The organism is Streptomyces sp. NPDC093598 (assembly GCF_044764825.1).
Lineage (GTDB): Bacteria > Actinomycetota > Actinomycetes > Streptomycetales > Streptomycetaceae > Streptomyces.
In genome coordinates this window covers 190,838-216,020 of sequence record NZ_JBIWIV010000011.1, presented here as the reverse complement: position 1 = coordinate 216,020, position 25,183 = coordinate 190,838, and the positions used below count along the sequence as shown (strand labels likewise).

General features: G+C 70.8%; 29 protein-coding genes. 15 read left to right on the top strand and 14 right to left on the bottom strand.

All coding sequences use genetic code 11. The annotated features are described in order from the left end of the window. Positions 1-50 precede the first annotated feature (50 nt). Together ACIRDU_RS28055 and ACIRDU_RS28050 are read left to right on the top strand one after the other, a co-directional pair. Positions 51-245, top strand: a complete 195-nt coding sequence (locus tag ACIRDU_RS28055; protein ID WP_403584188.1) for a DUF3046 domain-containing protein — start codon at positions 51-53, stop codon at positions 243-245. 79 nt (positions 246-324) lie between these two features. Continuing rightward, positions 325-1,590 carry an AI-2E family transporter gene (locus ACIRDU_RS28050; protein ID WP_403584185.1) on the top strand — a complete coding sequence of 422 codons (1,266 nt, stop codon included), beginning with the start codon at positions 325-327 and terminating at the stop codon, positions 1,588-1,590. A 19-nt stretch (positions 1,591-1,609) separates the two neighbouring features. Here ACIRDU_RS28050 and ACIRDU_RS28045 read toward each other — a convergent pair whose 3' ends face one another. Continuing rightward, positions 1,610-2,164 (bottom strand): hypothetical protein, encoded by a 555-nt coding sequence (locus tag ACIRDU_RS28045; RefSeq protein WP_403584183.1) that lies wholly within the window; start codon positions 2,162-2,164, stop codon positions 1,610-1,612. 293 nt (positions 2,165-2,457) lie between these two features. On the opposite strand from ACIRDU_RS28045, the gene recA reads away from it, so the two are divergent. From recA to ACIRDU_RS28030, 3 genes are read left to right on the top strand one after another with little or no spacing between them, the layout of a single operon-like run. Beyond that, on the top strand, positions 2,458-3,582 hold the full coding sequence (gene recA, locus ACIRDU_RS28040; protein WP_403584181.1) for a recombinase RecA: 1,125 nt from the start codon (positions 2,458-2,460) through the stop codon (positions 3,580-3,582). A 3-nt stretch (positions 3,583-3,585) separates the two neighbouring features. Beyond that, positions 3,586-4,398 carry a recombination regulator RecX gene (gene recX, locus ACIRDU_RS28035; RefSeq protein WP_403584179.1) on the top strand — a complete coding sequence of 271 codons (813 nt, stop codon included), beginning with the start codon at positions 3,586-3,588 and terminating at the stop codon, positions 4,396-4,398. A gap of 59 nt (positions 4,399-4,457) precedes the next feature. Beyond that, positions 4,458-4,898, top strand: a complete 441-nt coding sequence (locus tag ACIRDU_RS28030) for a GNAT family N-acetyltransferase (protein ID WP_403584176.1) — start codon at positions 4,458-4,460, stop codon at positions 4,896-4,898. A gap of 14 nt (positions 4,899-4,912) precedes the next feature. On the opposite strand, the gene ACIRDU_RS28025 is transcribed toward ACIRDU_RS28030, so the two are convergent. The 8 genes from ACIRDU_RS28025 to ACIRDU_RS27990 form a co-directional block, all read right to left on the bottom strand. Further along, a complete protein-coding gene (locus ACIRDU_RS28025; protein ID WP_403584174.1) occupies positions 4,913-5,332 on the bottom strand; it encodes a rhodanese-like domain-containing protein in 420 nt (139 codons plus the stop codon). Then, positions 5,329-5,865 (bottom strand): cysteine dioxygenase, encoded by a 537-nt coding sequence (locus ACIRDU_RS28020; protein ID WP_403584171.1) that lies wholly within the window; start codon positions 5,863-5,865, stop codon positions 5,329-5,331. Before ACIRDU_RS28020 ends, ACIRDU_RS28025 begins: the two co-directional genes overlap by 4 nt. 98 nt (positions 5,866-5,963) lie before the next feature. After that, entirely contained in the window at positions 5,964-6,035 is a 72-nt protein-coding gene (locus ACIRDU_RS28015) for a putative leader peptide (protein ID WP_310851512.1), read from the bottom strand. Between the two features lie 109 nt (positions 6,036-6,144). Next, the gene (locus ACIRDU_RS28010) at positions 6,145-7,752 is read right to left on the bottom strand and encodes an FAD-dependent monooxygenase (RefSeq protein WP_403584169.1); all 1,608 of its coding nucleotides are present in this window, start codon (positions 7,750-7,752) and stop codon (positions 6,145-6,147) included. Between the two features lie 282 nt (positions 7,753-8,034). Continuing rightward, positions 8,035-8,943: an amino acid ABC transporter permease gene (locus tag ACIRDU_RS28005; RefSeq protein WP_403584167.1), complete on the bottom strand. Its 909-nt coding sequence runs from the start codon at positions 8,941-8,943 to the stop codon at positions 8,035-8,037. Further along, on the bottom strand, positions 8,940-9,617 hold the full coding sequence (locus ACIRDU_RS28000; RefSeq protein WP_403584165.1) for an amino acid ABC transporter permease: 678 nt from the start codon (positions 9,615-9,617) through the stop codon (positions 8,940-8,942). The genes ACIRDU_RS28005 and ACIRDU_RS28000 overlap by 4 nt, the downstream gene beginning before the upstream one ends. A gap of 132 nt (positions 9,618-9,749) precedes the next feature. Continuing rightward, entirely contained in the window at positions 9,750-10,595 is an 846-nt protein-coding gene (locus ACIRDU_RS27995) for a glutamate ABC transporter substrate-binding protein (RefSeq protein ID WP_403584163.1), read from the bottom strand. A 75-nt stretch (positions 10,596-10,670) separates the two neighbouring features. Then, entirely contained in the window at positions 10,671-11,447 is a 777-nt protein-coding gene (locus ACIRDU_RS27990; RefSeq protein WP_403584160.1) for an amino acid ABC transporter ATP-binding protein, read from the bottom strand. A gap of 290 nt (positions 11,448-11,737) precedes the next feature. Here ACIRDU_RS27990 and ACIRDU_RS27985 point away from each other — a divergent pair, with 290 nt between their 5' ends. After that, positions 11,738-12,424 (top strand): response regulator transcription factor, encoded by a 687-nt coding sequence (locus ACIRDU_RS27985; protein ID WP_306930534.1) that lies wholly within the window; start codon positions 11,738-11,740, stop codon positions 12,422-12,424. Between the two features lie 9 nt (positions 12,425-12,433). Further along, positions 12,434-13,840, top strand: a complete 1,407-nt coding sequence (locus ACIRDU_RS27980; RefSeq protein WP_403584157.1) for an ATP-binding protein — start codon at positions 12,434-12,436, stop codon at positions 13,838-13,840. A 29-nt stretch (positions 13,841-13,869) separates the two neighbouring features. Here ACIRDU_RS27980 and ACIRDU_RS27975 read toward each other — a convergent pair whose 3' ends face one another. Continuing rightward, complete coding sequence (locus ACIRDU_RS27975; RefSeq protein WP_403584154.1) at positions 13,870-14,871, bottom strand: TAXI family TRAP transporter solute-binding subunit; 1,002 nt, start codon at positions 14,869-14,871, stop codon at positions 13,870-13,872. Between the two features lie 96 nt (positions 14,872-14,967). On the opposite strand from ACIRDU_RS27975, the gene ACIRDU_RS27970 reads away from it, so the two are divergent. Then, a complete protein-coding gene (locus ACIRDU_RS27970; protein WP_104781302.1) occupies positions 14,968-15,375 on the top strand; it encodes a MazG nucleotide pyrophosphohydrolase domain-containing protein in 408 nt (135 codons plus the stop codon). Between the two features lie 346 nt (positions 15,376-15,721). Here ACIRDU_RS27970 and ACIRDU_RS27965 read toward each other — a convergent pair whose 3' ends face one another. After that, positions 15,722-16,939, bottom strand: a complete 1,218-nt coding sequence (locus ACIRDU_RS27965) for a cation:proton antiporter (RefSeq protein ID WP_403584150.1) — start codon at positions 16,937-16,939, stop codon at positions 15,722-15,724. Between the two features lie 4 nt (positions 16,940-16,943). Continuing rightward, positions 16,944-17,429 (bottom strand): cation:proton antiporter regulatory subunit, encoded by a 486-nt coding sequence (locus ACIRDU_RS27960; protein WP_403584148.1) that lies wholly within the window; start codon positions 17,427-17,429, stop codon positions 16,944-16,946. A gap of 205 nt (positions 17,430-17,634) precedes the next feature. Here ACIRDU_RS27960 and ACIRDU_RS27955 point away from each other — a divergent pair, with 205 nt between their 5' ends. The 4 genes from ACIRDU_RS27955 (at position 17,635) to ACIRDU_RS27940 (ending at position 21,600) form a co-directional block, all read left to right on the top strand. Continuing rightward, positions 17,635-18,600 carry a sensor histidine kinase gene (locus tag ACIRDU_RS27955; RefSeq protein ID WP_403584147.1) on the top strand — a complete coding sequence of 322 codons (966 nt, stop codon included), beginning with the start codon at positions 17,635-17,637 and terminating at the stop codon, positions 18,598-18,600. After that, positions 18,600-19,253 (top strand): response regulator, encoded by a 654-nt coding sequence (locus ACIRDU_RS27950; protein ID WP_403584145.1) that lies wholly within the window; start codon positions 18,600-18,602, stop codon positions 19,251-19,253. The genes ACIRDU_RS27955 and ACIRDU_RS27950 overlap by 1 nt, the downstream gene beginning before the upstream one ends. A 64-nt stretch (positions 19,254-19,317) precedes the next feature. Further along, the gene (miaB, locus tag ACIRDU_RS27945) at positions 19,318-20,832 is read left to right on the top strand and encodes a tRNA (N6-isopentenyl adenosine(37)-C2)-methylthiotransferase MiaB (protein WP_403584143.1); all 1,515 of its coding nucleotides are present in this window, start codon (positions 19,318-19,320) and stop codon (positions 20,830-20,832) included. Between the two features lie 54 nt (positions 20,833-20,886). After that, positions 20,887-21,600 carry a class III extradiol dioxygenase subunit B-like domain-containing protein gene (locus ACIRDU_RS27940; protein WP_403584142.1) on the top strand — a complete coding sequence of 238 codons (714 nt, stop codon included), beginning with the start codon at positions 20,887-20,889 and terminating at the stop codon, positions 21,598-21,600. Positions 21,601-21,776: 176 nt separating this feature from the next. On the opposite strand, the gene ACIRDU_RS27935 is transcribed toward ACIRDU_RS27940, so the two are convergent. Both ACIRDU_RS27935 and ACIRDU_RS27930 read right to left on the bottom strand, forming a co-directional pair. Beyond that, entirely contained in the window at positions 21,777-22,100 is a 324-nt protein-coding gene (locus ACIRDU_RS27935) for an antitoxin (RefSeq protein ID WP_403584140.1), read from the bottom strand. A gap of 26 nt (positions 22,101-22,126) precedes the next feature. Then, complete coding sequence (locus ACIRDU_RS27930) at positions 22,127-22,396, bottom strand: hypothetical protein (protein ID WP_403584138.1); 270 nt, start codon at positions 22,394-22,396, stop codon at positions 22,127-22,129. A gap of 182 nt (positions 22,397-22,578) precedes the next feature. Here ACIRDU_RS27930 and miaA point away from each other — a divergent pair, with 182 nt between their 5' ends. The 3 genes from miaA (at position 22,579) to dapF (ending at position 25,085) form a co-directional block, all read left to right on the top strand. Further along, positions 22,579-23,517: a tRNA (adenosine(37)-N6)-dimethylallyltransferase MiaA gene (gene miaA / locus ACIRDU_RS27925; protein ID WP_403584135.1), complete on the top strand. Its 939-nt coding sequence runs from the start codon at positions 22,579-22,581 to the stop codon at positions 23,515-23,517. A gap of 108 nt (positions 23,518-23,625) precedes the next feature. Then, positions 23,626-24,138, top strand: a complete 513-nt coding sequence (locus tag ACIRDU_RS27920) for a hypothetical protein (RefSeq protein ID WP_403584247.1) — start codon at positions 23,626-23,628, stop codon at positions 24,136-24,138. Positions 24,139-24,212: 74 nt separating this feature from the next. After that, positions 24,213-25,085 carry a diaminopimelate epimerase gene (gene dapF, locus ACIRDU_RS27915; protein ID WP_403584132.1) on the top strand — a complete coding sequence of 291 codons (873 nt, stop codon included), beginning with the start codon at positions 24,213-24,215 and terminating at the stop codon, positions 25,083-25,085. Positions 25,086-25,183: the final 98 nt, after the last annotated feature.

Genomic DNA, 25,183 nt, shown 5'->3' with positions numbered 1-25,183 from the left:
CGGCAGGCGGTCCCGGCTCAGGCCCACCCCAGGGGCGGGATAATGAAGTCATGCGGTTGACGGTCTTCTGGCAGCGAATGGCGGAGCACTTCGGTCCTGGCTACGCCGAAACCTTCGCGCGCGACCACGTGATGTCGGAACTGGGCGGGCGCACGGTGCACGGAGCGCTGGAGGCCGGCTGGGACGCCAAGGAGGTATGGCAGGTGGTCTGCACGGTGATGGACGTGCCCGCAGAGAGGCGCTGACACCTGCCGGGATCGCCGGACGGTCACGAAGATCGCAGGCGGGCAGACGGCTGTCGGCGGCGTGGGCGAGACTTGGACCGTGGCACCCACTGACGACACCGGGCAGGCAGCCCAGCAGCCCCCAGCTTCCGGTACGACGCCGCCCGTCCGGCCCCCGGTCGACGGGGCCGGGGCGAACGGCCGCATGCCGCGCTGGCTGCCGCGCGCCATGGTGCTCGCGCTCGCCCTCGTCGCCGTGTTCCAGCTGGGCAGCTGGGCCTTCCACCAGCTCACCGGACTGCTGATCAACATCCTCATCGCGTTCTTCCTGGCGCTCGCCATCGAGCCCGCGGTGAGCTGGATGGCCTCGCGCGGCATGCGCCGAGGGCTAGCCGCGTTCGTCGTCTTCATCGGCGTGATGATCGTGTCGGCCGGGTTCGTCACCCTGCTGGGTTCCGTCCTCGCGGACCAGATCATCAAGCTGATCGAGGGCTTCCCCGCGTACCTCGACTCCGTCATCAACTGGATCAACACCCACTTCAAGACCGACCTGAAGCGCGTCGACATCCAGGAGGGCCTGCTGCGCTCCGACTGGCTGCGCAACTACGTCCAGAACAGCGCCACCGGCGTCCTGGACGTGTCCGCCCAGGTCATCGGGGGCCTCTTCCAACTGCTCACGATCGCCCTGTTCTCGTTCTACTTCGCCGCGGACGGCCCGCGGCTGCGCCGCGCGATCTGCTCGGTCCTGCCCCCCGCCCGCCAGGCCGAGGTGCTGCGCGCGTGGGAGATCGCCGTCAACAAGACCGGCGGCTACATCTACTCCCGTGGCCTGATGGCGCTGATCTCCGGAGTGTCCCACTTCGTCCTGCTCCAGGCACTGGACGTGCCCTACGCGCCCGTGCTCGCCGTGTGGGTGGGCCTGGTGTCGCAGTTCATCCCCACCATCGGCACCTATCTCGCGGGCGCCCTGCCCATGCTGATCGCGTTCACGGTGGATCCCTGGTACGCGCTGTGGGTGCTGGTCTTCGTCGTCATCTACCAGCAGTTCGAGAACTACGTGCTCCAGCCCAAGCTGACCGCCAAGACCGTCGACATCCACCCCGCCGTCGCCTTCGGCTCGGTCATCGCCGGCACCGCCCTCCTCGGCGCCGTCGGCGCGCTGATCGCCATCCCCGCGATCGCCACGCTCCAGGCCTTCCTGATGGCGTACGTGAAGCGTTACGACGTCACGGACGACCCCCGGGTGCACGGCCACCGCCGACGGGGAGAGGGGCCGGGTCTCCTGACGCGCGCGCGAGGGTTGTGGGCGCGGCAGCCCGGGACGGAGCGGCCCGGAGACGGGGGCTCCGGGAAGAGCTCCTCCTGAGACCGGAGCCGCCCGGCTCCTACGGCGTCGCTGCCTGCAAGAGGCTCACCCGCTCGTCGGGTGGGATGAGCCCGTCCGGCAGCGTCCGGTCGTCCAGCAGACCGCGCACCAGTTCGGCATGCTCGGAGAACACGGCCCGGCATCGTGCGCGCTCCGGGTGCTCGCGGTCGCTGCCCAGGAACCGGATCGCCCGCTCACTGCCTCCGTCGACCGGGTGCGAGAGCTCCGCGACGACGAGCAGGACCTCGACCAGCCCGGTCCGCACCGGCACCGCCGGATCGGCGGCGAGGCGGAGCAGGAAGGGCAGAGCCGCCGGCATGGCCGGGCCCAGTGTGAAGACACCGTCCATCAGGACGTTGCAGAGCACCCGCTCGGCCTCGCAAGCCGCGGCCGGATCGAGCAGGCCGCGCAGGAGGGCCGGGACCCCGGCGGGGCACCCGGCGAAGTCTGCCCAGGTGATGTCGTCGCAGCCGCGCAGCGCGGGGTGATCCCGGCCGTACCGCGGTGCCTGGGGGAACTCCTGGAGGAACCGTGCGACGGCGGCTTCCTTGCCCGCGGCGGTGATCCGGCACATCCGTCTCTCCCCCTTGAGTGCGCGCACCTGCCGTGCAGAGGGGACGGTACTCCGGCAAGACCACCCGACACGGAACAGGGTGCGCGGTGCAGCGTGGTGCGCTTGACACAAAAATCGAACATACATTCTCATGGGGGCACCGGCGAGGCTCAACGAAGGGCATTTCGACGTACTTTGGGTAGAGAAGTGCCCGAGTTATCCACAGGCCGGACGTGCGTCGGGGCGCATTGTCAGTGGCAGGCGTTAGCGTCTTTGACGTGAAGCGATCGACTCAAGCAAATCGGGTGGAACCCATGGCAGGAACCGACCGCGAGAAGGCCCTGGATGCCGCGCTCGCACAGATTGAACGGCAATTCGGCAAGGGCGCGGTCATGCGCATGGGCGACCGGACCAACGAGCCCATCGAGGTCATCTCGACCGGCTCCACCGCCCTGGACGTGGCTCTCGGCGTGGGCGGCCTGCCCCGCGGCCGCGTCGTGGAGATCTACGGACCGGAATCCTCCGGTAAGACCACCCTGACCCTGCACGCGGTGGCGAACGCGCAGAAGGCCGGCGGCCAGGTCGCCTTCGTCGACGCGGAGCACGCACTCGACCCCGAGTACGCGAAGAAGCTCGGCGTCGACATCGACAACCTCATCCTCTCCCAGCCGGACAACGGCGAGCAGGCCCTGGAGATCGTGGACATGCTGGTCCGCTCCGGCGCCCTCGACCTCATCGTCATCGACTCCGTCGCCGCGCTCGTCCCGCGCGCGGAGATCGAGGGCGAGATGGGTGACAGCCACGTCGGTCTGCAGGCCCGTCTGATGAGCCAGGCCCTGCGGAAGATCACCAGCGCGCTCAACCAGTCCAAGACCACCGCGATCTTCATCAACCAGCTCCGCGAGAAGATCGGCGTGATGTTCGGCTCCCCCGAGACCACGACCGGTGGCCGGGCGCTGAAGTTCTACGCCTCGGTGCGCATCGACATCCGCCGCATCGAGACCCTGAAGGACGGCACGGAGGCGGTCGGCAACCGCACCCGCTGCAAGGTCGTCAAGAACAAGGTCGCGCCGCCCTTCAAGCAGGCCGAGTTCGACATCCTCTACGGCCACGGCATCAGCCGCGAGGGCGGCCTGATCGACATGGGCGTGGAGCACGGCTTCGTCCGCAAGGCCGGCGCCTGGTACACGTACGAGGGCGACCAGCTCGGCCAGGGCAAGGAGAACGCGCGCAACTTCCTGAAGGACAACCCCGACCTGGCCAACGAGATCGAGAAGAAGATCAAGGAAAAGCTGGGCGTCGGCGTGCGTCCCGAGGAGCCGGCCGCCGAACCGGGCACGGACGCCGCGGTCTCCGCACCGGCCGACGCGGCGCCTGCGGTCTCCGCCCCCGCACCGGCGAAGACCGCCAAGTCCAAGGCCGCCGCAGCCAAGAGCTGACCCGTGACACGGCGAACCGACTGGGCGGAGTACGAGTACGCCGCCTCCGGTGTCCCCCGGGGGAGGGACACCGGAGGCGACACGGACTCAGCCATGGACGGAGAGGACGGCCACGGGCACACGCCACCCGAGGGCGACCGGCAGTACGGGGACGACACCCGGCCGCCCGGGGGCGGCTCAGCCAGAGGCGGCTCGCGTGACGGTGGGCCGCGGGGCGGGCGTGGTCGTCGTCGGCGTGGCTTCGGTGAGGCGACGGCTGATGCCCAGGACGGAGGTGCCCTCTCCTCGTCGAGGGCCGAGCAGGAGGCACCTCCAGGGGACCCGGTCGAGCGGGCTCGGGCGATCTGCCTGCGCCTGCTCACCGGGACCCCGCGAACCCGTAAGCAACTCGCCGACGCCCTGCACAAGCGGCAGATCCCGGACGACGCCGCCGAGGAGGTGCTGTCGCGGTTCGAAGAGGTCGGCCTCATCAACGACAGCGCTTTCGCGGACGCCTGGGTGGAGTCCCGCCACCACGGCAGAGGACTGGCCCGGCGTGCGCTCGCCCGGGAGCTGCGGACCAAGGGTGTCGACTCCACGCTGATCGACGAGGCCGTCTCCCAGCTCGACTCCGAGCAGGAGGAGGCGACCGCGCGTGAGCTCGTCGCGCGCAAGCTCCGCTCCACCCGCGGACTCGAGCGCGACAAACGACTCCGCCGCCTCGCGGGCATGCTCGCCCGCAAGGGCTACCCCGAGGGCATGGCCCTGCGGGTCGTCCGGCAGGCGCTGGAGGAGGAAGGGGAGGACACGGAGTTTCTGGGGGACGAGGGATTCTGAGAGCGTGTGGCTGACGGGCTGAGGTCTGAAGGCGGCCGTGGCCGTCCTAGGCTCGGCGGATGAAGATCAAGGTACGGTCAGCGGCTGAGGCGGACGTGTCAGCGTTGCTGGCTCTGTACAGCGAGTTGAACCCGGACGATGCGCCATTGCCTCAGGCGTCCGCAGATGCCATCTGGGCGGCCATATCCAGGCAGCAGGGACGCACCGTCCTGGTGGCCGATGCCGGCGGCACCTTGGCCGGAACGGCGGATTGCATCGTCGTGCCGAACCTCACGCGCGGGGGGAGGGCCATCCTGTTCGTGGAGAACGTTGTGGTCGCCGGCTCGTTCCAGCGGCGCGGTGTCGGCCGTCAGCTTATGGAGGCTGCTGTTCGGCTGGGTGAGTCGGCGGGCTGCTACAAAGTCCAGCTGCTGGCGGCGGACGATGAATACGTCCACACCTTCTACAGAGCGTGCGGTTTCCGATCCCTGGCAGAGGGCTTCCGCCGCTACATCCCATAGAAGCCCTCCCGCTCTCACTCCACCGGCAACCCCGCCCGCCGCCAAGCCTGGAACCCCCCGACCAGGTCCGTGGCCCGGTGCAGGCCCAGTCGGTGCAAGGACTGCACGGCCAGGCTGGACGCGTAGCCCTCGTTGCAGATCACGACGATGCGCAGGGCGTGACTCGTCGCCTCGGGGAGCCGGTGGCTGCCCTGGGGGTCGAGGCGCCATTCCAGTTCGTTGCGCTCGACGACCAGGGCGCCGGGGATGAGGCCGTCCCGTTCGCGCAGAGCGGCGTAGCGGATGTCGACCAGCAGCGCGTCGCCTGTCCGGGCGGCCGCGTACGCCTCCTGCGGTTCGATCCGCTGGTAGCCCGCCCGGACGCGCTCCAGCAACTCGTCGATGCCGACGGGCGGTTGAGGGTCGTGGCTCGCCGGTTCGGGTGCGGTGCTCACTGCCAGTCCTCCGGTCGCTCCACCTGCTCGAGTCGCAGGATCGGACCGCTGCGGCTGTAGCGGCGGATCCGCGGCAGGGGCGGGTAGTAGGCGTGGACGGAGATCGCGTGCCGTTCGGTGGACTCGTTGAGCACCTCGTGGACGTGGTGCCGGCCGAACGTGCGGCCCTGGCCGGCCCGCAGCCGGCGTTCACGGTCCACGTCCTCGGTGAGTTCCAGGGTCTTCCAGCCGTCGGTGGGCAGCCGCGCGGCGAGCGAGTTCTCCTTGAGCTCGCCCGACGCGGTCAGGAAGGCGCCGATGGAGTCGGCGTGGTCGTGCCAGCCGGTGCCCGTGCCGGGCGGCCAGCCGATCATCCAGGCCTCACTGCCGCCGGGCCCCTCCAGCCGCACCCAGGTACGGCCCTCCGGGTCGAGCGGCAGGGAGTCGATCAGCTGCGTGTCGGCGGCCGTGCGCCGGACGAAGTCGTAGAGGTCGGCCTGGGTGGGAGCCGAACCGGTGGAGACAGAGGGGGGCACAGAAGGGGATACAGACACGGGTGCCGTCCTGAAGGTCCTGATGAGGGTTCGCGAGCAAGGCGCGGCAGCCGGCAGACAGAGCGCGGCGCGCGCACAGAAGGAAGGGACATGCGAAGTCAGCAGGACGGACGACACACGCAGCCCGCATAACGGAGAAGGTCCATATGGACCCTCCGCCACAGGCGCACACAGGTGTCGGTCACGCACCGGAGTACACCATGACCGCCCGGGCGGGTCAACTCACTGTCACCATGCGGACGCACCGTGACAGTGAGCACATCGTCCCGGAGGCGGACGTCAGCGTGAGCCGGCTGCGGCACCGGCCTCTGCCTGCGCTTTCACCGGTCCGCCCACCGTGGCCTCCGCCGCCGCGTACAGGTCGGCCGGGCGCACTCCGCCCAGCGCGGCGACGAGGTGCCCGTCGGGGCGCACCAGAAGCACCGTGTGCGCGGCCGCGCCCGGATAGCTCTCGGCGACGAGCAGCTCGGCGGGGTGCGGCAGTGCCGTGACCGCCGCCGAGAGCTGCGGCATGATGCCGGCGCTCACCCAGTGCCTGCGCTCCCAGACGCCCGTGCCCGGCGCGATCAGCACCACGAGCAGCGCGCCGCGGCCGAGCCGGTCCCGCAGCCGTACGAAGGTGCCGTCCTCCGCGGTGACCCGTACGTCGGTGACCGGTGCTCCGAGGGGTGTGTCGACCGGCACCTCTCCTTCGAGGTGTGGGGGAGCGAGCGGCGAGTCGGCGTAGGTCCCCGGCGCGCCGAGTTGGCCCTGCCCCAGGTGACCCTCCGTGAGGAGGGCGTCGTGGCCACGGGACGAGCCGGGGACGACGGAGCGCAGCCCTCCACCGCCGCGCAACAGCGGCAGTGCCTGGTCGGCGGCGCGGAGCCGGGCGGCGACGACCGCCCGCCGTTCCGTCTGGTAGCTGTCGAGGAGCGCCTCGTGCGGACCGTGGTGCCAGGCCAGGGCCAGTTTCCAGGCGAGGTTGTCGGCGTCCCGCAGGCCTTCGTCCAGCCCGTGCGTACCCAGCGCGCCGAGCAGATGGGCGGCGTCCCCGGCGAGGAAGACGCGGTCTGCGCGCCAGCGCCGGGCCAGTCGGTGGTGGACGGTGTGGACACCGGTGTCCAGCAGCTCGTACGGCGGGGTCGTGCCGCCCGCCCAGCCGGCCAGGGTCTCCCGGATGCGGGTGAGCAGCAGTTCGGGTGTGACCAGGTCCTTGCCGGGCGGCAGGAGCCAGTCCAGGCGCCAGACGCCGTCCGGCAGCGGGCGCGCGGTGACCTCACCGGCCGAGGATCCGGACATGCGCCAGGGCGGCAGGCGGTGCAGCAACGCCTCGTCGTGCCAGGGCAGTTCCGTACGCAGCGCGGCGACGGCGTGACGTTCCACCGCCGTACGGCCCGGGAAGCGGATGTCCTGGAGCTTGCGCACCGTCGAGCGGGGACCGTCGCAGCCGACCAGGTAACTGCCGCGCCACCAGGTGCCCTTGGGGCCGCGGGTGTGGGCCGTCACGCCCGAGGACTCCTGTTCGAGGCCGTCGAGGCGGCTCTCCACCGCGACCTTGACGAGCCGTTCATCCGAGAGGGCCGCGCGCAGGGCGTCGGTGAGGACGTGCTGGGCGATGTGCAGGGGAGCGGGTTCGGTGCCGTCGAAGACGATCTCGCGCATCACCTGCTTGCGCCGCATCGACCGCCATCCGGCCCAGCGCGCACCGGCTCCGGCGAGGGGCACGCCGGTCAGCCGTTCCATCAGAGCGGCGGTGTCCTCGCGCAGGACGACGGTGCGCGCCGCACGAGGTTCGTCCTTGCCCGGGCCCTCGTCGAGGACGACGCAGGGTACCTCCTGACGTGCCAGTGCGAGGGCGAGCGTGAGCCCGACGGGCCCCGCTCCGACGATGATCACCGGGTCCACGGCGCGGCGCCCCCTGCCCGCGGTGGTGTCCTGAGAGACGTCGGTGAACAGGAAGTTGGAGCAGGGTGCACGATCACAGAACGTATGCAACCTATTGCCGGTGCTTGCGTCAAGTGACCGGCGGCCGGTGGCGATCACGCCGCCGCACCAAGGGTAGCCGGGCGACACGCTCGTCACTTGATGGGGTGTCAGGGTTGCTCGAAGCCAGGTGGCTCATGGCTCGGCATGACTGTGGCCCGCCGGATTCCCCGGCGGGCCACAGTAGCAGCGGTTGGCGGGCCGTCAGATCGAGCCGCCGGCACCGGTGCCGTAGGTGCCGCCCACCTCGGCCGCGTTCACGTCGTCGACCTTGTCGGCACCGAGAACAGCACCCGTGCTGCGCTTGCTGCGACGCAGCTTGCGCTCCAGCCAGGAGGCGAAAGACGTGAGGATGAAGTTCAGCACGATGAAGATGACCGCCACCACGATGAAGCTGGGGATGACGTTCGCGTAGTTGGCTGCGAGGGTGCTGCGCGTGTTGAGCAACTCGGTGAATCCGAGCATCACGCCGCCCAGCGCGGTGTCCTTCACGATGACGACCAACTGGCTGACGATGGCCGGAAGCATGGCGGTGACCGCCTGCGGCAGCAGGATGCTGCTCATCGTCTGGCCCTTGCGCAGGCCGATCGCCATGGCGGCTTCCGACTGCCCCTTGGGCAGGGAGAGGATGCCCGCGCGGACGATCTCGGCGAGGACCGACGCGTTATAGAGCACCAGGCCGGTGACGACCGCGTACAAGGGCCGCTCATCGCTGGGGATGCCCGTGGAGCGGACGTAGAACTCGTTGGCGAACAGCATCAGCAGGAGCACCGGGATGGCCCGGAAGAACTCGACCACCGCGCCGGCCGGGATGCGCACCCAGCGGTGGTCGGACATGCGTGCGATGCCGAGGACGGCGCCCAGCGGGAGGGCGATGACCATGGAGAGGGCTGCGGCCTTCAGGGTGTCGGCCAGGCCCGGCAGCAGGTACGTCGTCCAGGCCTCGGAGGTGGTAAACGGCTCCCACAGGGACCACTTCAGCTGGCCCTTGTCGTCCAGCGTCTGCCAGACCCACCACAGCAGCAGGGCGAGCAGGACGAAGAAGACCACAGAGAGGAGCACGTTGCGCCGCCTGGCCCGCGGGCCAGGGGCGTCGTAGAGGACGGACGTCATCGCTTCACCGCCAGTCGCTTGCTCAGCCAGCCGAGGATCAGGCCCGTGGGCAGGGTCAATACCACGAAACCGAAGGCGAAGATCGCGCCGATGAGCACTGTCTGAGCCTCGTTCTCGATCATTTCCTTCATCAGGAGGGCTGCCTCCGCCACGCCGATCGCAGCCGCCACGGTCGTGTTCTTGGTCAGTGCGATCAGCACGTTGGCCAACGGCCCGATGACCGAGCGGAACGCCTGGGGCAACACGATGAGCCGCAGGACCTGGCTGAAACTCAGCCCGATGGCACGGGCCGCCTCCGCCTGGCCGACAGGCACTGTGTTGATGCCGGACCGGATCGCCTCGCAGACGAAGGCGGCGGTGTAGGCGACCAGACCGAGGACCGCCAGGCGGAACGCCTTGGCCTCGAAGTCGTCGGGGGCGCCCATGGTCACGCCGAAGATGTTGGCGAGGCCGAGCGACGTGAAGACGATGATGACCGTGAGGGGGATGTTCCGGACGATGTTCACATAGGCGGTGCCGAACCCGCGCATCAGCGGAACCGGGCTGACCCGCATGGCCGCCAGCAGAGTGCCCCAGATCAGCGATCCGATGGCCGAGAGGACGGTGAGCTGCACCGTGACCCAGAAGGCACCCAGCAGGGTCGGGTCGTCATAGTCAGATAGAAAGTCGAACACGATCTCCCGCGCTTCCGGGTGTGTGGCTTGGGCAGCGGACGTGCCGCGCCGCCGCCGGATCAGGGAGAGGCGGCGGCGCGCCTGCGGATCCCCGCTGTGATCGCGGGGATCCTGCGTCGGCGGAGTCCCGCGTTACTGGACGATCTGGCCGATCTTCGGGGCCGGCTCGTTCTTGTAGTTGGCCGGACCGAAGTTGTCCTTGACGGCCTTGTCCCAGGCGCCGTCGCTGACCATCTTCTCCAGCGCGTCGTTGATCTTGTTCACGGTCGCGGTGTCGCCCTTCTTCACACCGATGCCGTAGTTCTCGTTGCTCAGCTTGAGCCCGGTGAGCTTGAACTGCCCCTTGTACTGATCCTGTGCCGCGAAGCCTGCGAGGATCGCGTCATCCGTGGTCAGGGCGTCGAGCTGGTCGCTCTGCAGACCCGCGATGCACTCCGAGTAACCGCCGAGCTGCTGGAGCTGGGCCTTCGGCGCGATCTCGTCCTTGACGTTCTGAGCCGAGGTGGAGCCGGTCACCGAGCACAGCTTCTTGCCGTTGAGGTCGGTGCCCTCCTTGATGTCGGAGTCGGCCTTCACCAGCAGGTCCTGGTGGGCCAGCAGGTACGGGCCGGCGAAGTCGACCTTCTGCTTGCGCTCATCCGTGATCGAGTATGTGGCCGCGATCATCTTCACGTCACCGCGGGCCAGCGCGTTCTCACGGTCGGCGCTCTTGGTCTCGACCCACTCGATCTGGTCGGGCTCGTAACCCAGTTCCTTGGCCACGTACGTCGCCACGTCCACGTCGAAGCCGGAGAAGGAACCGTCGGGCTCCTTCAGGCCCAGACCGGGCTGGTCGTACTTGATGCCGATCTTGATCTTGTCGCCGCCGCCGGAGCCGGAGCCGTTGGAGTCACCGCCGTCGTCGCCACCGCAGGCGGTGGCGGTCAGGGCGAGGACGAGAGCGGTGGCGGCCGCGGCGGAGACCTTGCGGAGCTTCATTGGGAACATCCTTTGCCGTGAAGAGAAAACCGTCGTTGCGGGTGACGCGGATCGTTGCGGGCGCGACCCGCGCCGTCAGTGGTGCAGGATCTTCGACAGGAAGTCCTTGGCACGATCGCTGCGCGGATTGCTGAAGAACTGGTCGGGCGCAGCCTCCTCGACGATTCGGCCGTCCGCCATGAACACCACGCGGTTTGCAGCCGATCGTGCGAAACCCATCTCATGGGTGACGACGATCATGGTCATGCCGTCGCGGGCGAGCTGCTGCATGACCTCCAGCACCTCGTTGATCATCTCGGGGTCGAGCGCGGAGGTCGGCTCGTCGAAGAGCATCACCTTCGGCTCCATGGCCAGCGCCCGCGCGATCGCGACGCGCTGCTGCTGGCCGCCGGAGAGCTGTGCCGGGTACTTGTCGGCCTGCGCGCCCACGCCGACCCGGTCGAGCAGGGCACGGGCCCGCTCCTCGGCCGCCTGCTTGTCCTTCTTGCGGACCTTGATCTGGCCGAGCATGACGTTCTCGAGCACGGTCTTGTGCGCGAAGAGGTTGAAGGACTGGAAGACCATTCCGACGTCGGCGCGCAGCTTCGCCAGTGCCTTGCCCTCGGCGGGCAGCGGCTTGCCGTCGATCGTGATCGTGCCGGAGTCGGTCGTCTCCAGGCGGTTGATGGTGCGGCACAGGGTGGACTTGCCGGACCCGGAGGGCCCGATGACCACGACGACTTCACCGCGGGCGATCGTCAGGTCGATGTCCTGGAGTACGTGCAACGCGCCGAAGTGCTTGTTGACGCTCTTCAGGACGACCAGTTCTCCGGTCGCGGCCACATCTTCCTTGGCCACCGATACTTCGGTCATCGCTCTCAGGCTCCGTCCTCCTCGGTTTCGGAGGACAGTAGTGACCCTCTACGACCTGCGTCATTACATCTGAGGGGAATCTGAGCATCACGATCCGATAGCAATCGGACACGTGTCGTAGCACTTGGGAGCGCCGCTCATACCAGCCGGGTAACGGAAGCGGTCCGCAACCGGAACCCTCTTGACGCCGTCCTCATCCATCAGCGTGACTGCACAGGGTGCACGCGCGCGCGTGCACGCGTTTTTGTACACATTCAGATCGTACGGCCAGTGAACCGAAGGGGGCCCACGTGAGACTGCTGCTCGTCGAGGACGACAACCACGTCGCCGCCGCCCTGTCGGCGGTACTGGCGCGGCACGGGTTCGACGTCACGCACGCGCGCAGCGGTGAGGAGGCCCTTCAGGCACTCGTCCCCGAGAGCGACTGCTTCGGCGTCGTCCTCCTCGACCTCGGCCTGCCCGACCAGGACGGATACGAGGTCTGCGGCAAGATCCGCAAGCGCACCAGCACCCCGGTGATCATGGTCACCGCCCGCTCCGACGTGCGCTCCCGTATCCACGGCCTCAACCTGGGCGCCGACGACTACGTGGTGAAGCCCTACGACACCGGGGAGCTGCTCGCCCGTATCCACGCCGTGAGCCGGCGCACCTCCCACGAGGACACCTCCAGCGGCATCGAGACCGAGCTGCGGCTCGGCCCGGTGCACATCGAGCTGCCCACGCGCCGGGTCAGTGTGGACGGGTCCGTGATCCAGCTGACCCGCAAGGAGTTCGACCTGCTGGCCCTGCTCGCGCAGCGGCCCGGAGTGGTCTTCCGCCGGGAGCAGATCATCAGCGAGGTGTGGCGGACCAGCTGGGAGGGGACCGGACGCACGCTGGAGGTGCATGTCGCGTCCCTGCGCGCCAAGCTGCGCATGCCGGCCCTCATCGAGACCGTCCGCGGAGTCGGTTACCGGCTCGTCGCGCCTGCCGGATAGCGTCGCCGGGTGCGCACTCGTCTGCTCCCGCTGCTCATCGTCCTGATGGCGGCCGTACTGCTCGCGCTCGGCGTCCCGCTCGCCGTGAGCCTCGCCGGCGCGCAGCAGCAGAAGGTCGTCGTCGACCGGATCGACGACACGGCGCGCTTCGCCGCACTCGCCCAGTTCGTCACCGACTCGCCCGACGGCACCGCCGACGCGTTCGAGAACGAGCGCCTGGCCACCCTCAGCAGCGAACTGACCAGCTACTACGAGGTCTACGGCATCCGGTCCGGGGTCTTCTACCGCAGCGGCAGTGCCATGGCCCAAGCCCCGGCCAGGTGGTCGCTGCCGAAGGAGGGCGAGGTACGGGACGCCTTCGCCGAGGCGCTGCTCAGCCGCCGCAGCCACGACCCCAAGCAGGTGTGGCCCTGGCAGCGCCGCAACCTCGTGGTCGCCTCGCCGGTCATCCGGGACGGCGATGTCGTCGCGGTCGTCGTCACCGACTCGCCCACCGGGCAGCTGCGCTCACGCACGCTGCACGGCTGGCTGGTCATCGGCGCGGGCGAGTTCGCCGCGATGCTGCTGGCCGTCGGCGCCGCCCTGCGGCTGACCGGCTGGGTGCTCAAACCCGTACGGGTCCTGGACGCCACCACCCACGACATCGCCACAGGGCGGCTCAAGTCGCGGGTCGCCGCCGCCGGCGGGCCGCCGGAACTCAGGCGCCTGGCCCGGTCGTTCAACGAGATGGCGGACAACGTCGAGGACGTGCTGGAGCAGCAGCGCGCCTTCGTCGCCGACGCCTCGCACCAGCTGCGCAACCCCCTCGCGGCGCTGCTGCTGCGCATCGAGCTGCTCTCCTTCGAGCTGCCCGAGGGCAACAAGGAGATCGCCTCGGTCCAGGCCGAGGGCAAGCGCCTCGCGCAGGTCCTGGACGACCTGCTCGACCTGGCGCTGGCCGAGCACACCGAGGCGGATCTGCGGATCACCGACATCGGCGAGCTGGCCGCCGAACGCCTCGCGGCCTGGGCCCCGACCGCCGAGGCCAAGGGTGTGCGCCTGGTGGGGGACTGCCCGCCGACGACCGCGTGGGCCGACCCGGTCGCGCTGTCCAGCGCGCTGGACGCGGTCATCGACAACGCGGTGAAGTTCACGCCGGGGGACCAGACCGTCGAGGTGACGGTCGCCTCCCAGGGCGGCATCTCCACGGTCGTCGTCACCGACCAGGGCCCGGGGCTCACCGACGAGGAGCTGGCCCGCGTAGGCGACCGCTTCTGGCGCAGCGGCCGGCATCAGAACGTCAAGGGCTCGGGCCTCGGCCTGTCCATCTCGAGGGCGCTGCTCGCGGCGGGCGGCGGTTCGATCGCGTTCGACCGTCACGAGCCGCACGGGCTGAAGGTGACGGTGGCGGTGCCGCGGTCGGCGCCGACGGCCTGACGGACGGCGGCTGCGGGAAGGTTCGGGCGCTACGGCTTGACCGACTGGTAGTAGCGCTGGGCGCCGACGTGCAGTTGCAGCGGGTCGGTGTAGATCGCCGTGCGGACGTCGACCAGCTGGGCGGAGTGGACGGTCGCCCCGATGAAGTCCCGGCTGTCGAGCACCGTACGGGTCAGCCATTCGGTGAGCCGCGGATCCATGTCGCTGCGGGTGAGCAGCAGGTTGGACACCGCGAGGGTCGGCACGGGGTCGCCGCGCTGGATGCTGGGGTAGGCCGACTCCGGCATCTTGGTGGCGCGGTAGTAGCGCGTGGCGCCGCCCTGGTCGTGCAGTTTGGCCACGAGCGTGGCGTCGATCGGCACGAACCGGAAGGCCGAGGCCGATTTCTTGGCCAGCCGGCTGAGTCCGTCCGTGGGCAGTCCGCCCGACCAGAAGAACGCGTCGAGGCCGTGCCCCAGCCGCCTGGGTCCCGTGTCGATGCCGTCCGACGACGGCTTGATGTCCTTCTCCGGGTCGATGCCGGCGGCCTTGAGCACGCCGTTCGCTATCAGCCGTACGCCGGAGTCGGGCAGCCCTATGGCCACGCGCTTGCCCCGCAGGTCCGCGACGGAGTGGATGTCCGAGTTCGGCGGTACGACGAGCTGGACGTAGTCGTCGTACAGGCGCGCGAGGCCGCGCAGCCGGTCGGCGCCCGGGGCGTTGTCGAGCTTGTACGTGGCGACCGCGTCGGCCGCGGCGATCGCGAAGTCGGCCTTTCCGGTCGCCACGTCGGCGACGTTCTCCTGCGAGCCGGCGCTGGTCAGCAGCCGCACCTTCAGGTCGGGCATGTCCTTGTCGATCTCGGTGCGCAGCAGTTCGCCGTACTCGTGGTACACCCCCGCGCGGGTGCCCGTACTGAAGGTGATGGTCCCGCTCGGCGGCTCCTCGGCCCAGGGGCGCAGCCACCACAGCAGCAGGCCGAGGACCACGAGGGCGGCGGCGCCGCCCTGCAGGGCCCGGCTCCTGCCGATACGGGGGAACGTCCTGGACATGCGGGCGATCCTGCCAGCCGGGGTGCCCCTCTGACCAGGCAGGGGTCACAGGAGGAGGGCGGGGGAGTGTCAATGGCCGCCAGTACAGTCGCCCCCATGAGCTCTTCGCCCGCCGACCTGGTCCGTGAATTCCACCGCGCTTTCGGCCTGGACGCCCGCAGTACGCCGACGGAGGTCTCCCCGGAACTCGCGGCCCACCGCGGCGAACTCCTCGCGGAGGAGGCCGCGGAGGTCGCCGAGGTGTCGGTGCGGGGCCCGCTCGACCGGCTCGCCCATGAACTGGCCGACGTGGTCTACGTCGCGTACGGCACCGCCCTCGTGCACGGCATCGACCTCGACGCGGTGCTCGCCGAGATCCACCGCTCCAACATGACGAAGATCGGCCCCGACGGCTCGGTCTCGCGCCGGGAGGACGGCAAGGTCCTCAAGGGCGAGCACTACGAGGCACCGGACGTGCCCGGGGTGCTGCGCAGGCAGGGGTGGGTGCCGGGCGGGGGCGCCTGACCCGGGGCGTCCCAAGGGTTACGTGCCGGGTCGCCCGGGCCCGGGCCGTCCGGTTCGGCCGGGGGTCCCGCTCTGGGTCGCCCGGTCCCGAGCCGTCCGTTCCCAGCCCGGGGATCACGCTCCGGGCCACCGGCCCCGGACGCCGGCCCGGCCCATGGGTCACGTGCCGGGTCGCCCGGTCCCGAGCCCTCCGGCCCAGCGCGGGAGTGACGTGCAGGACCGCCCGGACTCGGCCACCCGGACCGGCCGGGGGGAGGGGCACGTGTCGGATCGACGGGCTTGGGCCGCCGGTCCGACACGGAGTCGCCCCGAGCCACCCGGACCCAACCGCCCGGCCCACACCTCCTCAGTCGGCGACCGGTGCCTCCGCCTCCGTCGCCCGCGGCGCGGGCTCCGGGTGGTGGGGCTCGCGGCGGCGGGCCCACCAGGTCGCCACCGGCTCGGTGTAGCGCGCGGTGAGCGGGCCCAGGACCACAAGGATCAGGACGTATGCCGTGGCCAGGGGGCCGAGGGACGGTTCGATGCCGGCCGAGACCGCCAGGCCGGCGATGACGATCGAGAACTCGCCGCGGGCCACGAGCGCACCGCCCGCCCTCCAGCGGCCCTTGACGGAGATCCCGGCCCGCCGGGCCGCCCAGTACCCGGTGGCGATCTTCGTCAGCGCGGTGAGGACGGCCAGTCCGAGGGCGGGCAGCAGAACGGGCGGGATGCTCGACGGGTCGGTGTGCAGGCCGAAGAAGACGAAGAAGACCGCCGCGAACAGGTCACGCAAGGGGCTCAGCAGGGTGTGCGCACCCTCGGCGACCTCCCCCGAGAGCGCGATGCCCACCAGAAAGGCACCCACCGCCGCCGACACCTGGAGCTGCTGCGCGACACCCGCCACCAGGATCGTCAGACCCAGCACGACCAGCAGCAGCTTCTCCGGGTCGTCACTGGAGACGAATCGCGAGATGAGCCTGCCGTAGCGCACCGCCAGGAACAGCACGAGCCCGGCCGCGCCCAGCGCGATCGCCAGGGTCACGCTCCCGGCCATCAGCCCGGCTCCCGCCACCAGCGCCGTGACGATGGGCAGGTACACCGCCATCGCCAGGTCCTCCAGCACCAGCACGCTGAGGATCACCGGCGTCTCCCGGTTGCCGACCCGCCCCAGATCGCCCAGCACCTTGGCGATCACGCCGGACGACGAGATCCAGGTGACACCGGCCAGTACGACGGCGGCCACCGGACCCCAGCCGAGCAGCAGCGCCACGGCCGCCCCGGGCAGCGCGTTCAGGGCGCAGTCGACCAGCCCGGACGGGTAGTGGGTCTTGAGGTTGGAGACCAGATCGCTCGCCGTGTACTCCAGGCCCAGCATCAACAGCAGCAGGATGACGCCGATCTCCGCGCCCGTGGCGACGAACTCCTCGCTCGCGCCCAGCGGCAGCAGACCGCCCTCACCGAAGGCCAGACCGGCCAGGAGGTACAGGGGTATCGGGGAGAGCCGGAACCGGGCGGCGAACCGGCCGAGCAGGCCGAGGCCGAGAATGATGGAACCGAACTCGATGAGCAGAACCGCGGAGTGCAACGGCTCACTCCCGCCCGAGTATGGTCGCGGCCGCGTCGACGCCCTCACGGGTCCCGACGACGATCAGCGTGTCACCGCCGGCCAGCCGGAAGTCAGGGGCGGGCGACGGGATGGCCTCGGCCCGGCGCAGCACGGCCACCACCGACGCGCCCGTCTCCGTCCGCATCCGCATGTCGCCCAGCACCCGCCCGTTCCAGCGTGAGGTCGCGGCCACCTCGATCCGCTCGGCGACCAGCCCCAGATCCGTGGTGTACAGCAGGCTCGGGCTGTGGTGGGACGGCTTCAGCGCGTCGATCAGCGAACCCGCCTCCGAACTGGTCAGCCGCAGGGAGTGCGCGCAGGAGTCGGGGTCGTCGGACCGGTACACGTTCACCGTGCGCGTGCCGTCGCGGTGCGCCACCACCGACAGATGGCGGTGTTCCCGGGTCTCCAGGTCGTACTGGACCCCGATCCCCGGTAGCGGCGTCGCCCTCAGGCGCGGAGCTGACACGTTGCTTCCCCTTGTTCGTCTGGTGTGCGTACTTCGTCGGCCCGATGGGCGGTGCCGATCATCGGACGGGTCAAGTCCGCATGCTCCCATCCGGCCGTACGGTGACGACATGGGTGTCGTGACGGATATACGCAGCGGCCGGTCGCCGGAGAGGGTGGAGGGGGCGGTGCACTGCGCGAAGGCGGGAAGGAGCGGATCCAGAAGCGTGTCGTTGTTCTGGCGGATCTTCTCGCTCAACGCCGCCGGCCTGGTCGTGGCCACGGCGTTGCTGCTCGGCCCGGTCACCGTGTCCACCCCTGTCCTCGCGGGCGAGGCCCTCGTCCTGCTCGGCGGCCTGGTGCTGCTGCTCGCCGGCAACGCGCTCGTGCTGCGGTTCGGCCTGGTGCCCCTGCAACGGCTGGACCGGGCCATGACCACGGCGGACCTGCTGCGTCCGGGCTCCCGGCCCGTGGTCGCGGGACCTGCGGAGACGGCCGGGCTGATCACGACGTACAACACGATGCTCGACCGGCTGGAGGCCGAGCGGGCCGCGGGTGCCGCCCGGGCGCTGTCCGCACAGGAGAGCGAACGGCACCGGATCGCCCGGGAGCTCCACGACGAGGTCGGGCAGACGCTGACCGCCGTCCTCCTCCAGCTCAAGCGCGTCGCGGACCGGGCGCCCGAGGACCTTCGCGAGGAGGTGGGCCAGGCGCAGGAGGCGACCCGGGCCGGCCTGGACGAGATCCGCCGGATCGCCCGCCGCCTGCGCCCCGGTGTCCTGGAGGAGCTGGGGCTGGCCAGCGCCCTGCGCTCGCTCGCCGGCGAGTTCACGACCCACGGGCTGACCGTGCGCCATCACGTCACCGGCGAGCTCCCCGCCCTGACCCCCGAATCCGAACTCGTCGTCTACCGGGTCGCCCAGGAGGGCCTGACCAACACCGCCCGGCACGCCGCCGCCGACCGTGCCGAACTCCGCCTCCAGCCGGTTCCCGGCGGCGTCGAACTCCTCGTACGCGACAACGGCACCGGCCTCGGCGCTGCCCCCGAAGGCTCCGGCATCACGGGCATGCGCGAACGCGCGCTGCTGATCGGGGCCGCGCTGAGCCTGGAACCGGCCCCGGGCGGAGGCACCGTTGTACGGCTGCGCGTACCGGTGACATCGCACGTACCAGCGACGGAAGGACTCCGCTGATGTCCACCCCGATCCGCGTGCTGCTCGCCGACGACCACACCCTCGTGCGCCGGGGCGTGCGCCTCATCCTGGACGGGGAACCGGACCTGACGGTCGTCGCCGAGGCCGGAGACGGCGCCGAGGCCGTCGCCCGCGCCCGGGAGACCGCCGTGGACCTGGCGGTCCTGGACGTGGCCATGCCCCGGATGACCGGCCTCCAGGCGGCCCGCGAACTCTCCCGCCGACTGCCCGATCTGCACATCCTGATCCTGACGATGTACGACAACGAGGAGTACTTCTTCGAGGCGCTCAGGGCCGGTGCCAGCGGCTACGTCCTGAAGTCCGTCGCCGACCGCGACCTGGTCGAGGCCTGCCGGGCCGCCGTGCGCGACGAGCCGTTCATCTACCCGGGTGCCGAACGCGCCCTCGTCCGCTCCTACCTGGAGCGGCTGCACCGGGGCGACGGCCTGCCGGAACGGGCCATCACCGAACGCGAGGAGGAGATCCTCAAGCTGGTCGCCGAGGGCCACACCTCGAAGGAGATCGGCGAACTCCTCTTCATCAGCGCCAAGACCGTCGAACGCCACCGCGCCAACCTCCTCCAGAAGCTCGGCATGCGCGACCGCCTGGAGCTGACCCGGTACGCGATCAGGGCCGGACTCATCGAGCCCTGAGCCCGGCGCAGGGGTTGTCCACAGGCGGCCGAGTCACTTCCGGCGACCGCCTACCCTTGTCCCCATGAGCAGCATCGACCGGAGCCAGTCAGTGGGCGGCACGCGCACGTACGAGGTACGCACCTACGGGTGCCAGATGAACGTCCACGACTCCGAGCGATTGTCCGGACTTCTGGAGGACGCGGGCTACGTCCGCGCCCCCGAGGGCGCCGACGAGGCGGACGTCGTCGTCTTCAACACCTGCGCGGTGCGTGAGAACGCCGACAACAAGCTGTACGGCAACCTCGGCCACCTCGCCCCGAAGAAGGCGAGCCGCCCCGGCATGCAGATCGCCGTCGGCGGCTGCCTCGCGCAGAAGGACCGCGACACCATCGTGAAGAGGGCGCCCTGGGTGGACGTCGTCTTCGGCACGCACAACATCGGCAAGCTGCCCGTTCTGCTGGAGCGCGCCCGCGTCCAGGACGAGGCGCAGGTCGAGATCGCCGAGTCGCTGGAGGCGTTCCCCTCGACGCTGCCCACCCGCCGCGAGAGCGCGTACGCGGCCTGGGTCTCCATCTCCGTCGGCTGCAACAACACCTGCACGTTCTGCATCGTCCCGGCCCTGCGCGGCAAGGAGAAGGACCGCCGCCCCGGCGACATCCTCGCCGAGATCGAGGCCCTGGTCGCCGAGGGCGTCTCCGAGATCACACTGCTCGGGCAGAACGTCAACGCGTACGGCTCCGACATCGGCGACCGCGAGGCCTTCAGCAAGCTGCTGCGCGCCTGCGGGAAGATCGACGGCCTGGAGCGCGTCCGCTTCACCTCCCCGCACCCGCGGGACTTCACCGACGACGTCATCGCCGCCATGGCCGAGACGCCGAACGTGATGCCGCAGCTGCACATGCCGCTCCAGTCCGGCTCGGACCCGGTCCTGAAGGCGATGCGCCGCTCCTACCGCCAGGAGCGCTTCCTGGGGATCATCGAGAAGGTCCGCGCCGCCATCCCGCACGCCGCGATCAGCACCGACATCATCGTGGGCTTCCCCGGCGAGACCGAGGAAGACTTCGAGCAGACGCTGCACGTGGTGCGCGAGGCCCGCTTCGCACAGGCCTTCACCTTCCAGTACTCCAAGCGCCCCGGCACCCCGGCCGCCGAGATGGACGGCCAGATCCCCAAGAAGGTCGTCCAGGAACGCTACGAGCGGCTCGTCGCCCTCCAGGAGGAGATCTCCTGGGAGGAGAACAAGAAGCAGGTCGGCCGCACCCTGGAGCTGATGGTCGCCGAGGGCGAGGGCCGCAAGGACGACACCACCCACCGCCTGTCCGGCCGCGCCCCCGACAACCGCCTCGTCCACTTCACCAAGCCGGACCAGGAGGTCCGCCCCGGTGACGTGGTCACGGTCGAGATCACCTACGCCGCCCCGCACCACCTCCTCGCCGAGGGCCCCGTGCTGGCCGTGCGCCGTACGCGCGCGGGCGACGCCTGGGAGAAGCGGAACGCTGCCGAGAAGGCCAAACCCGTCGGTGTGATGCTGGGCCTGCCGAAGATCGGCGCCCCCGAGCCGCTGCCGGCCGTGGCGAGCGGCTGCGGCTGCGACTGAACCGGGCCGCCGCCTGTGCGGTAGCAGCGGTTCCTGAGAGTTACCCTGCCGATCATGCTTGTCGCCGCCGCTGTCTGCCCCTGCCCGCCCCTCCTGGTCCCCCAGGTCGCGGCGGGCGCCGCCCCGGAACTGGATGCCGCACGGGCCGCCTGCACGGACGCGCTGGGCGTGCTCGCCGCTGCCCGGCCCGGCCGGCTCGTGGTCGTCGGCCCGGTGGGCGGCGCCGGGCCCGCGACGTACCCGGAGGGCACCCTCGGGTCCTTCCGGGGCTACGGCGTCGACCTGGACGTACGGCTCGGAGCGGCCGAGGGCATGGACACGGACCCGCGACTGCCGTACTCGCTGACGGTGGCCGCCTGGCTGCTGGAGCGGACCGGGTGGTCCGACGCCCCGGTCGAGGGACTCGGGGTGGGGGAGTCGTACCCGCCCGAGCTGTGCACGCGGACCGGGAGGGACATCGCCGCCCGGGACGAGCGAGTGGCCCTGCTGCTGATGGGTGATGCCAGCGCCTGCCGGACGCTCAAGGCCCCGGGCTATCTGGACGAACGGGCGGCGCCCTTCGACGCGGAGGTCGCGCGGGCGCTCGGCGCGGCGGACGTCACCGCACTCACCACGCTGGACGCCGGGCTGGCGCACGAACTGAAGGCGTCCGGCCGGGCCCCGTGGCAGGTGCTGGCGGGCGCGGCCGAGGGGGCGGACCTCGGCGGATCGCTGCTGTACGAGGACGCGCCGTACGGCGTGGGATACGTCGTGGCCGCCTGGTCGTAGGCGGGGCGCAGGGCGCGGGCGAAAGGCGGAAGGGCGAGGGAAACGGCGGACGGCCGGGAGCCCTGTGGCTCCGCGGCCGTCCGCCGATGTGCCTTTCCGTGTGCCGACGCGCGCTCAGGCCCTGCTGTGCTCCTGCGCGCCCAGAACCTTCTGCACCCTTCTGCGCCGACGCGCGCTCAGGAAGTGGGCGGTGGTGCCTCCGGCGGCGGGGTGCCGCCCGCGGTCGGCGGTGGAGTCGTGCCGCTCGCGCCGGGTGGCGTTGTCGTGCCGCCCGTGCCCGGTTCGCCGTCGTCCTTGTGTGCGAGCCGCTCCATGGCGTACTTGGCCCGGCCCGTCCCCGTCTGGATCTTGCCGCTGTACTTGCCCTTGGTCCTCTTGTCGACGGCCTGCGCGGCCTTGTCGAGACCGTGGTGGATCTTGCCCTCGTGCCGCTGTGCGAGGTCCGAGACCTTGCCCTTGGCCGGGCCCAGCTTGGCTTTCACGTTGTCCAGGAGACCCATGGCTCACCTTCCCTCGCGCGGGGCGGTCACGTACGGGCGCCCTCGCCGGCCTCGTTGTCGGCCGCCTTGTCGGTGGACTGCTGCTTGGGGATGTCGACGCCCTCGGACTCGGTGACCTCCGCGGTGGCCTCGGCAGCCGGCTCGGCCGCTTCCCCGGCTCCGTCGCCGCCCTTCGCCTCCGCGGTCTCGGCCGCCTCCGTCTCGGGCTCGGCCTTCACCGAGTCGGTCTGAGCCTTGGCCGCAGGCGTCTCCGCCGTGGCCTTCGACCGCCGGAGAAGTCGTGCAAAAACGCCCATATCCACTCCATACGTTACTCGTGCGGACGAAATCCCGCGTTGCCCGGTGCGTCAGTTTGCGCGGCCCGGGCCACCGCCTCTGCGATCCGGCGGCAGGAACCTCGCAACGGGCAACGACCCCGCGGCCGTGGCGTCACGTAACTCGTTCGAGACCAGGGCCGGAGGTTTGCGAGACTGGGCCGGTGAGCAGTGCACCCCCCGCCCCCCGCGTCATCGCCGTCGTCGGTCCCACCGCGGCCGGAAAGTCCGATCTGGGCGTCTTCCTGGCCCAGCGTCTCGGCGGCGAGGTCGTCAACGCCGACTCCATGCAGCTCTACCGAGGGATGGACATCGGCACCGCCAAGCTGACGCCCGAGGAGCGCGGCGGCATCCCCCACCACCTGCTGGACATCTGGGACGTGACCGTCACGGCCTCCGTCGCCGAGTACCAGCGTCTGGCCCGTGAGCGCATCGAGGCGCTGCTCGCCGAGGGCCGCTGGCCGATCCTGGTCGGCGGCTCCGGGCTGTATGTGCGCGGCGCCGTCGACAACCTGGAGTTCCCCGGCACCGACCCCGAGGTCCGCGCCCGCCTGGAGGAGGAACTCACGCTGCGCGGCTCGGGCGCGCTGCACGCCCGTCTGTCCGCCGCCGATCCCGAGGCCGCTCGCGCGATCCTGCCGAGCAACGGCCGCCGGGTCGTCCGCGCCCTGGAGGTGATCGAGATCACCGGCAGGCCCTTCACGGCCAACCTCCCCGGCCACGACTCGGTGTACGACACCCTCCAGATCGGGGTCGACGTGGCCCGCCCCGAGCTCGACGAGCGCATCGCGCGCCGGGTCGACCGGATGTGGGACGCCGGCCTCGTGGACGAGGTGCGCGCACTCGAAGCGCAGGGGTTGCGTGAAGGGCGTACGGCCTCGCGCGCGCTCGGCTACCAGCAGGTGCTCGCGGCGCTCGCCGGGGAGTGCACCTTTGAGGAAGCGCGGACCGAGACCGTCCGTGCCACCAAGCGCTTCGCGCGCCGCCAGGATTCATGGTTCAGGCGCGATCCGCGGGTGCACTGGTTGAGTGGGGCAGCGGCCGATCTCACAGAACTTCCGCAGCTCGCGCTGTCCTTGGTCGAACGACCGGTTACAGCCTGATCACGTCATGGCATCGGGACGCCCAGGCCGTCATCCGGTCCTTCGGCGGCGTGCCATCATCGAGCTTCGATCGACCGAGTTGAGTCCTAGTTGGGAGGGCGCGTGGCGATGGAGGCCGGCCCTCGCGACACCGCACGAAGCACCGATCACATCACCGCCGAGCGGGATGGGACCGGACCCGAGGACGCACCCGAGCAGGAGGCGGACCACCTCAGCTCCGACGGGCCCGACGAGACGCAGGGCGTGACGGACGACGGCCCCGAACCCGGCGAGATGTTCGCCGACGAGGTCGAGGTCGAGCTGCGCCCGCAGCGCCGGCTCCGCATATGGCAGCTGGCGCCCATCGTGAGCCTCGCGGCACTCGGCTCCCTGATGTTCGCGTTCCCGCTCGCCTTCGACTTCGGCGACAGCGGGGCCGTCATCGCCATGCTCGGCCTGCTGATCTGCTCCTGCGCGGCCGGCTGGGGCATGATGGCCGCCCGCCGCGTCGGCTACACCTGGCCGGGTCTGCCTGCCAAGGGCTCCTGCCGCCGGCCCGACTGGCGGGTCGTCCTCGCGTATGCCCTGGTCGTGGCCCTCGTGGTGGTCCTCGCCGTGTGGCGTGTGGCGCGGCTGCGCTGATCGCCGTACGGGCGCCCGAGGCTCGGTCGCGGGCACGCCGTCGCGCTGTCGTAGGCACCCCTTACGATCGAGGCATGAGCACGCGGATCGCCTTCCTCAAGGGGCACGGAACCGAGAACGACTTCGTGATCGTCCCGGACCCCGAGAACGCCATCGACCTGCCCCCGGCCGCCGTCGCCACCCTGTGCGACCGGCGTGCGGGCATCGGCGGTGACGGGCTGCTGCACGTCGTGCGGTCCGCCGCGCACCCGGAGGCGAAGGGCATGGCGGCCGAGGCGGAGTGGTTCATGGACTACCGCAACGGCGACGGCTCGATCGCGGAAATGTGCGGCAACGGCGTGCGGGTGTTCGCACGCTACCTCCAGCGCGCCGGTCACGTGACCGAGGGAGACCTCGCGGTCGCCACGCGCGGGGGCGTGAAGACCGTGCACATCGCCAAGGACGGTGATGTGACCGTCGGCATGGGCAGGGCGGTCCTCCCCGACGGCGACGTCACGGTGAGCGTCGGCGGGCGCAGCTGGCCCGCGCGGAACGTCAACATGGGCAACCCGCACGCGGTGGCCTTCGTGGACGACCTGGCGCACGCCGGCGACCTCCGCTCCCCGCCGCCCGTCAGCCCGGCCGCCGCCTACCCGGACGGTGTGAACGTCGAGTTCGTGGTCGACCGCGCCCCCGCACACGTCGCGCTGCGCGTGCACGAGCGCGGCGCCGGTGAGACCCGCTCGTGCGGCACGGGCGCGTGCGCGGTCGCCGTGGCCGCCGCCCGCCGCGACGGCGCCGACCCGACGGTCACCGGCACCCCCACGACGTACACGGTGGACCTGCCCGGCGGCACCCTGGTGATCACCGAGCGGCCCGACGGCGAGATCGAGATGACGGGCCCGGCCGTGATCGTGGCCGAGGGCGAGATCGACGCGGACTGGCTGAAGGCTGCCACGTCCGCATGAGCGGCGGCGCTCCGGCCGCGGCGCCGATCGGGGGCGGGCCGTCCTGAAACACCCGCGCTCTTGGCCACCCGGCCCGAAAACACCGTTGCCATCCGGCC

Bases quoted from the DNA above. Each gene is read 5' to 3' on its own strand.
- ACIRDU_RS28055 (WP_403584188.1), top strand. From the start codon at position 51: ATGCGGTTGACGGTCTTCTGGCAGCGAATGGCGGAGCACTTCGGTCCT.
- ACIRDU_RS28045 (WP_403584183.1), bottom strand. From the start codon at position 2,164: ATGTGCCGGATCACCGCCGCGGGCAAGGAAGCCGCCGTCGCACGGTTC.
- recA (WP_403584181.1), top strand. From the start codon at position 2,458: ATGGCAGGAACCGACCGCGAGAAGGCCCTGGATGCCGCGCTCGCACAG.
- ACIRDU_RS28030 (WP_403584176.1), top strand. From the start codon at position 4,458: ATGAAGATCAAGGTACGGTCAGCGGCTGAGGCGGACGTGTCAGCGTTG.
- ACIRDU_RS28005 (WP_403584167.1), bottom strand. From the start codon at position 8,943: ATGACGTCCGTCCTCTACGACGCCCCTGGCCCGCGGGCCAGGCGGCGC.
- ACIRDU_RS27995 (WP_403584163.1), bottom strand. From the start codon at position 10,595: ATGAAGCTCCGCAAGGTCTCCGCCGCGGCCGCCACCGCTCTCGTCCTC.
- ACIRDU_RS27990 (WP_403584160.1), bottom strand. From the start codon at position 11,447: ATGACCGAAGTATCGGTGGCCAAGGAAGATGTGGCCGCGACCGGAGAA.
- ACIRDU_RS27975 (WP_403584154.1), bottom strand. From the start codon at position 14,871: ATGTCCAGGACGTTCCCCCGTATCGGCAGGAGCCGGGCCCTGCAGGGC.
- ACIRDU_RS27970 (WP_104781302.1), top strand. From the start codon at position 14,968: ATGAGCTCTTCGCCCGCCGACCTGGTCCGTGAATTCCACCGCGCTTTC.
- ACIRDU_RS27950 (WP_403584145.1), top strand. From the start codon at position 18,600: ATGTCCACCCCGATCCGCGTGCTGCTCGCCGACGACCACACCCTCGTG.
- miaB (WP_403584143.1), top strand. From the start codon at position 19,318: ATGAGCAGCATCGACCGGAGCCAGTCAGTGGGCGGCACGCGCACGTAC.
- ACIRDU_RS27940 (WP_403584142.1), top strand. From the start codon at position 20,887: ATGCTTGTCGCCGCCGCTGTCTGCCCCTGCCCGCCCCTCCTGGTCCCC.
- ACIRDU_RS27935 (WP_403584140.1), bottom strand. From the start codon at position 22,100: ATGGGTCTCCTGGACAACGTGAAAGCCAAGCTGGGCCCGGCCAAGGGC.
- ACIRDU_RS27930 (WP_403584138.1), bottom strand. From the start codon at position 22,396: ATGGGCGTTTTTGCACGACTTCTCCGGCGGTCGAAGGCCACGGCGGAG.
- ACIRDU_RS27920 (WP_403584247.1), top strand. From the start codon at position 23,626: ATGGAGGCCGGCCCTCGCGACACCGCACGAAGCACCGATCACATCACC.
- dapF (WP_403584132.1), top strand. From the start codon at position 24,213: ATGAGCACGCGGATCGCCTTCCTCAAGGGGCACGGAACCGAGAACGAC.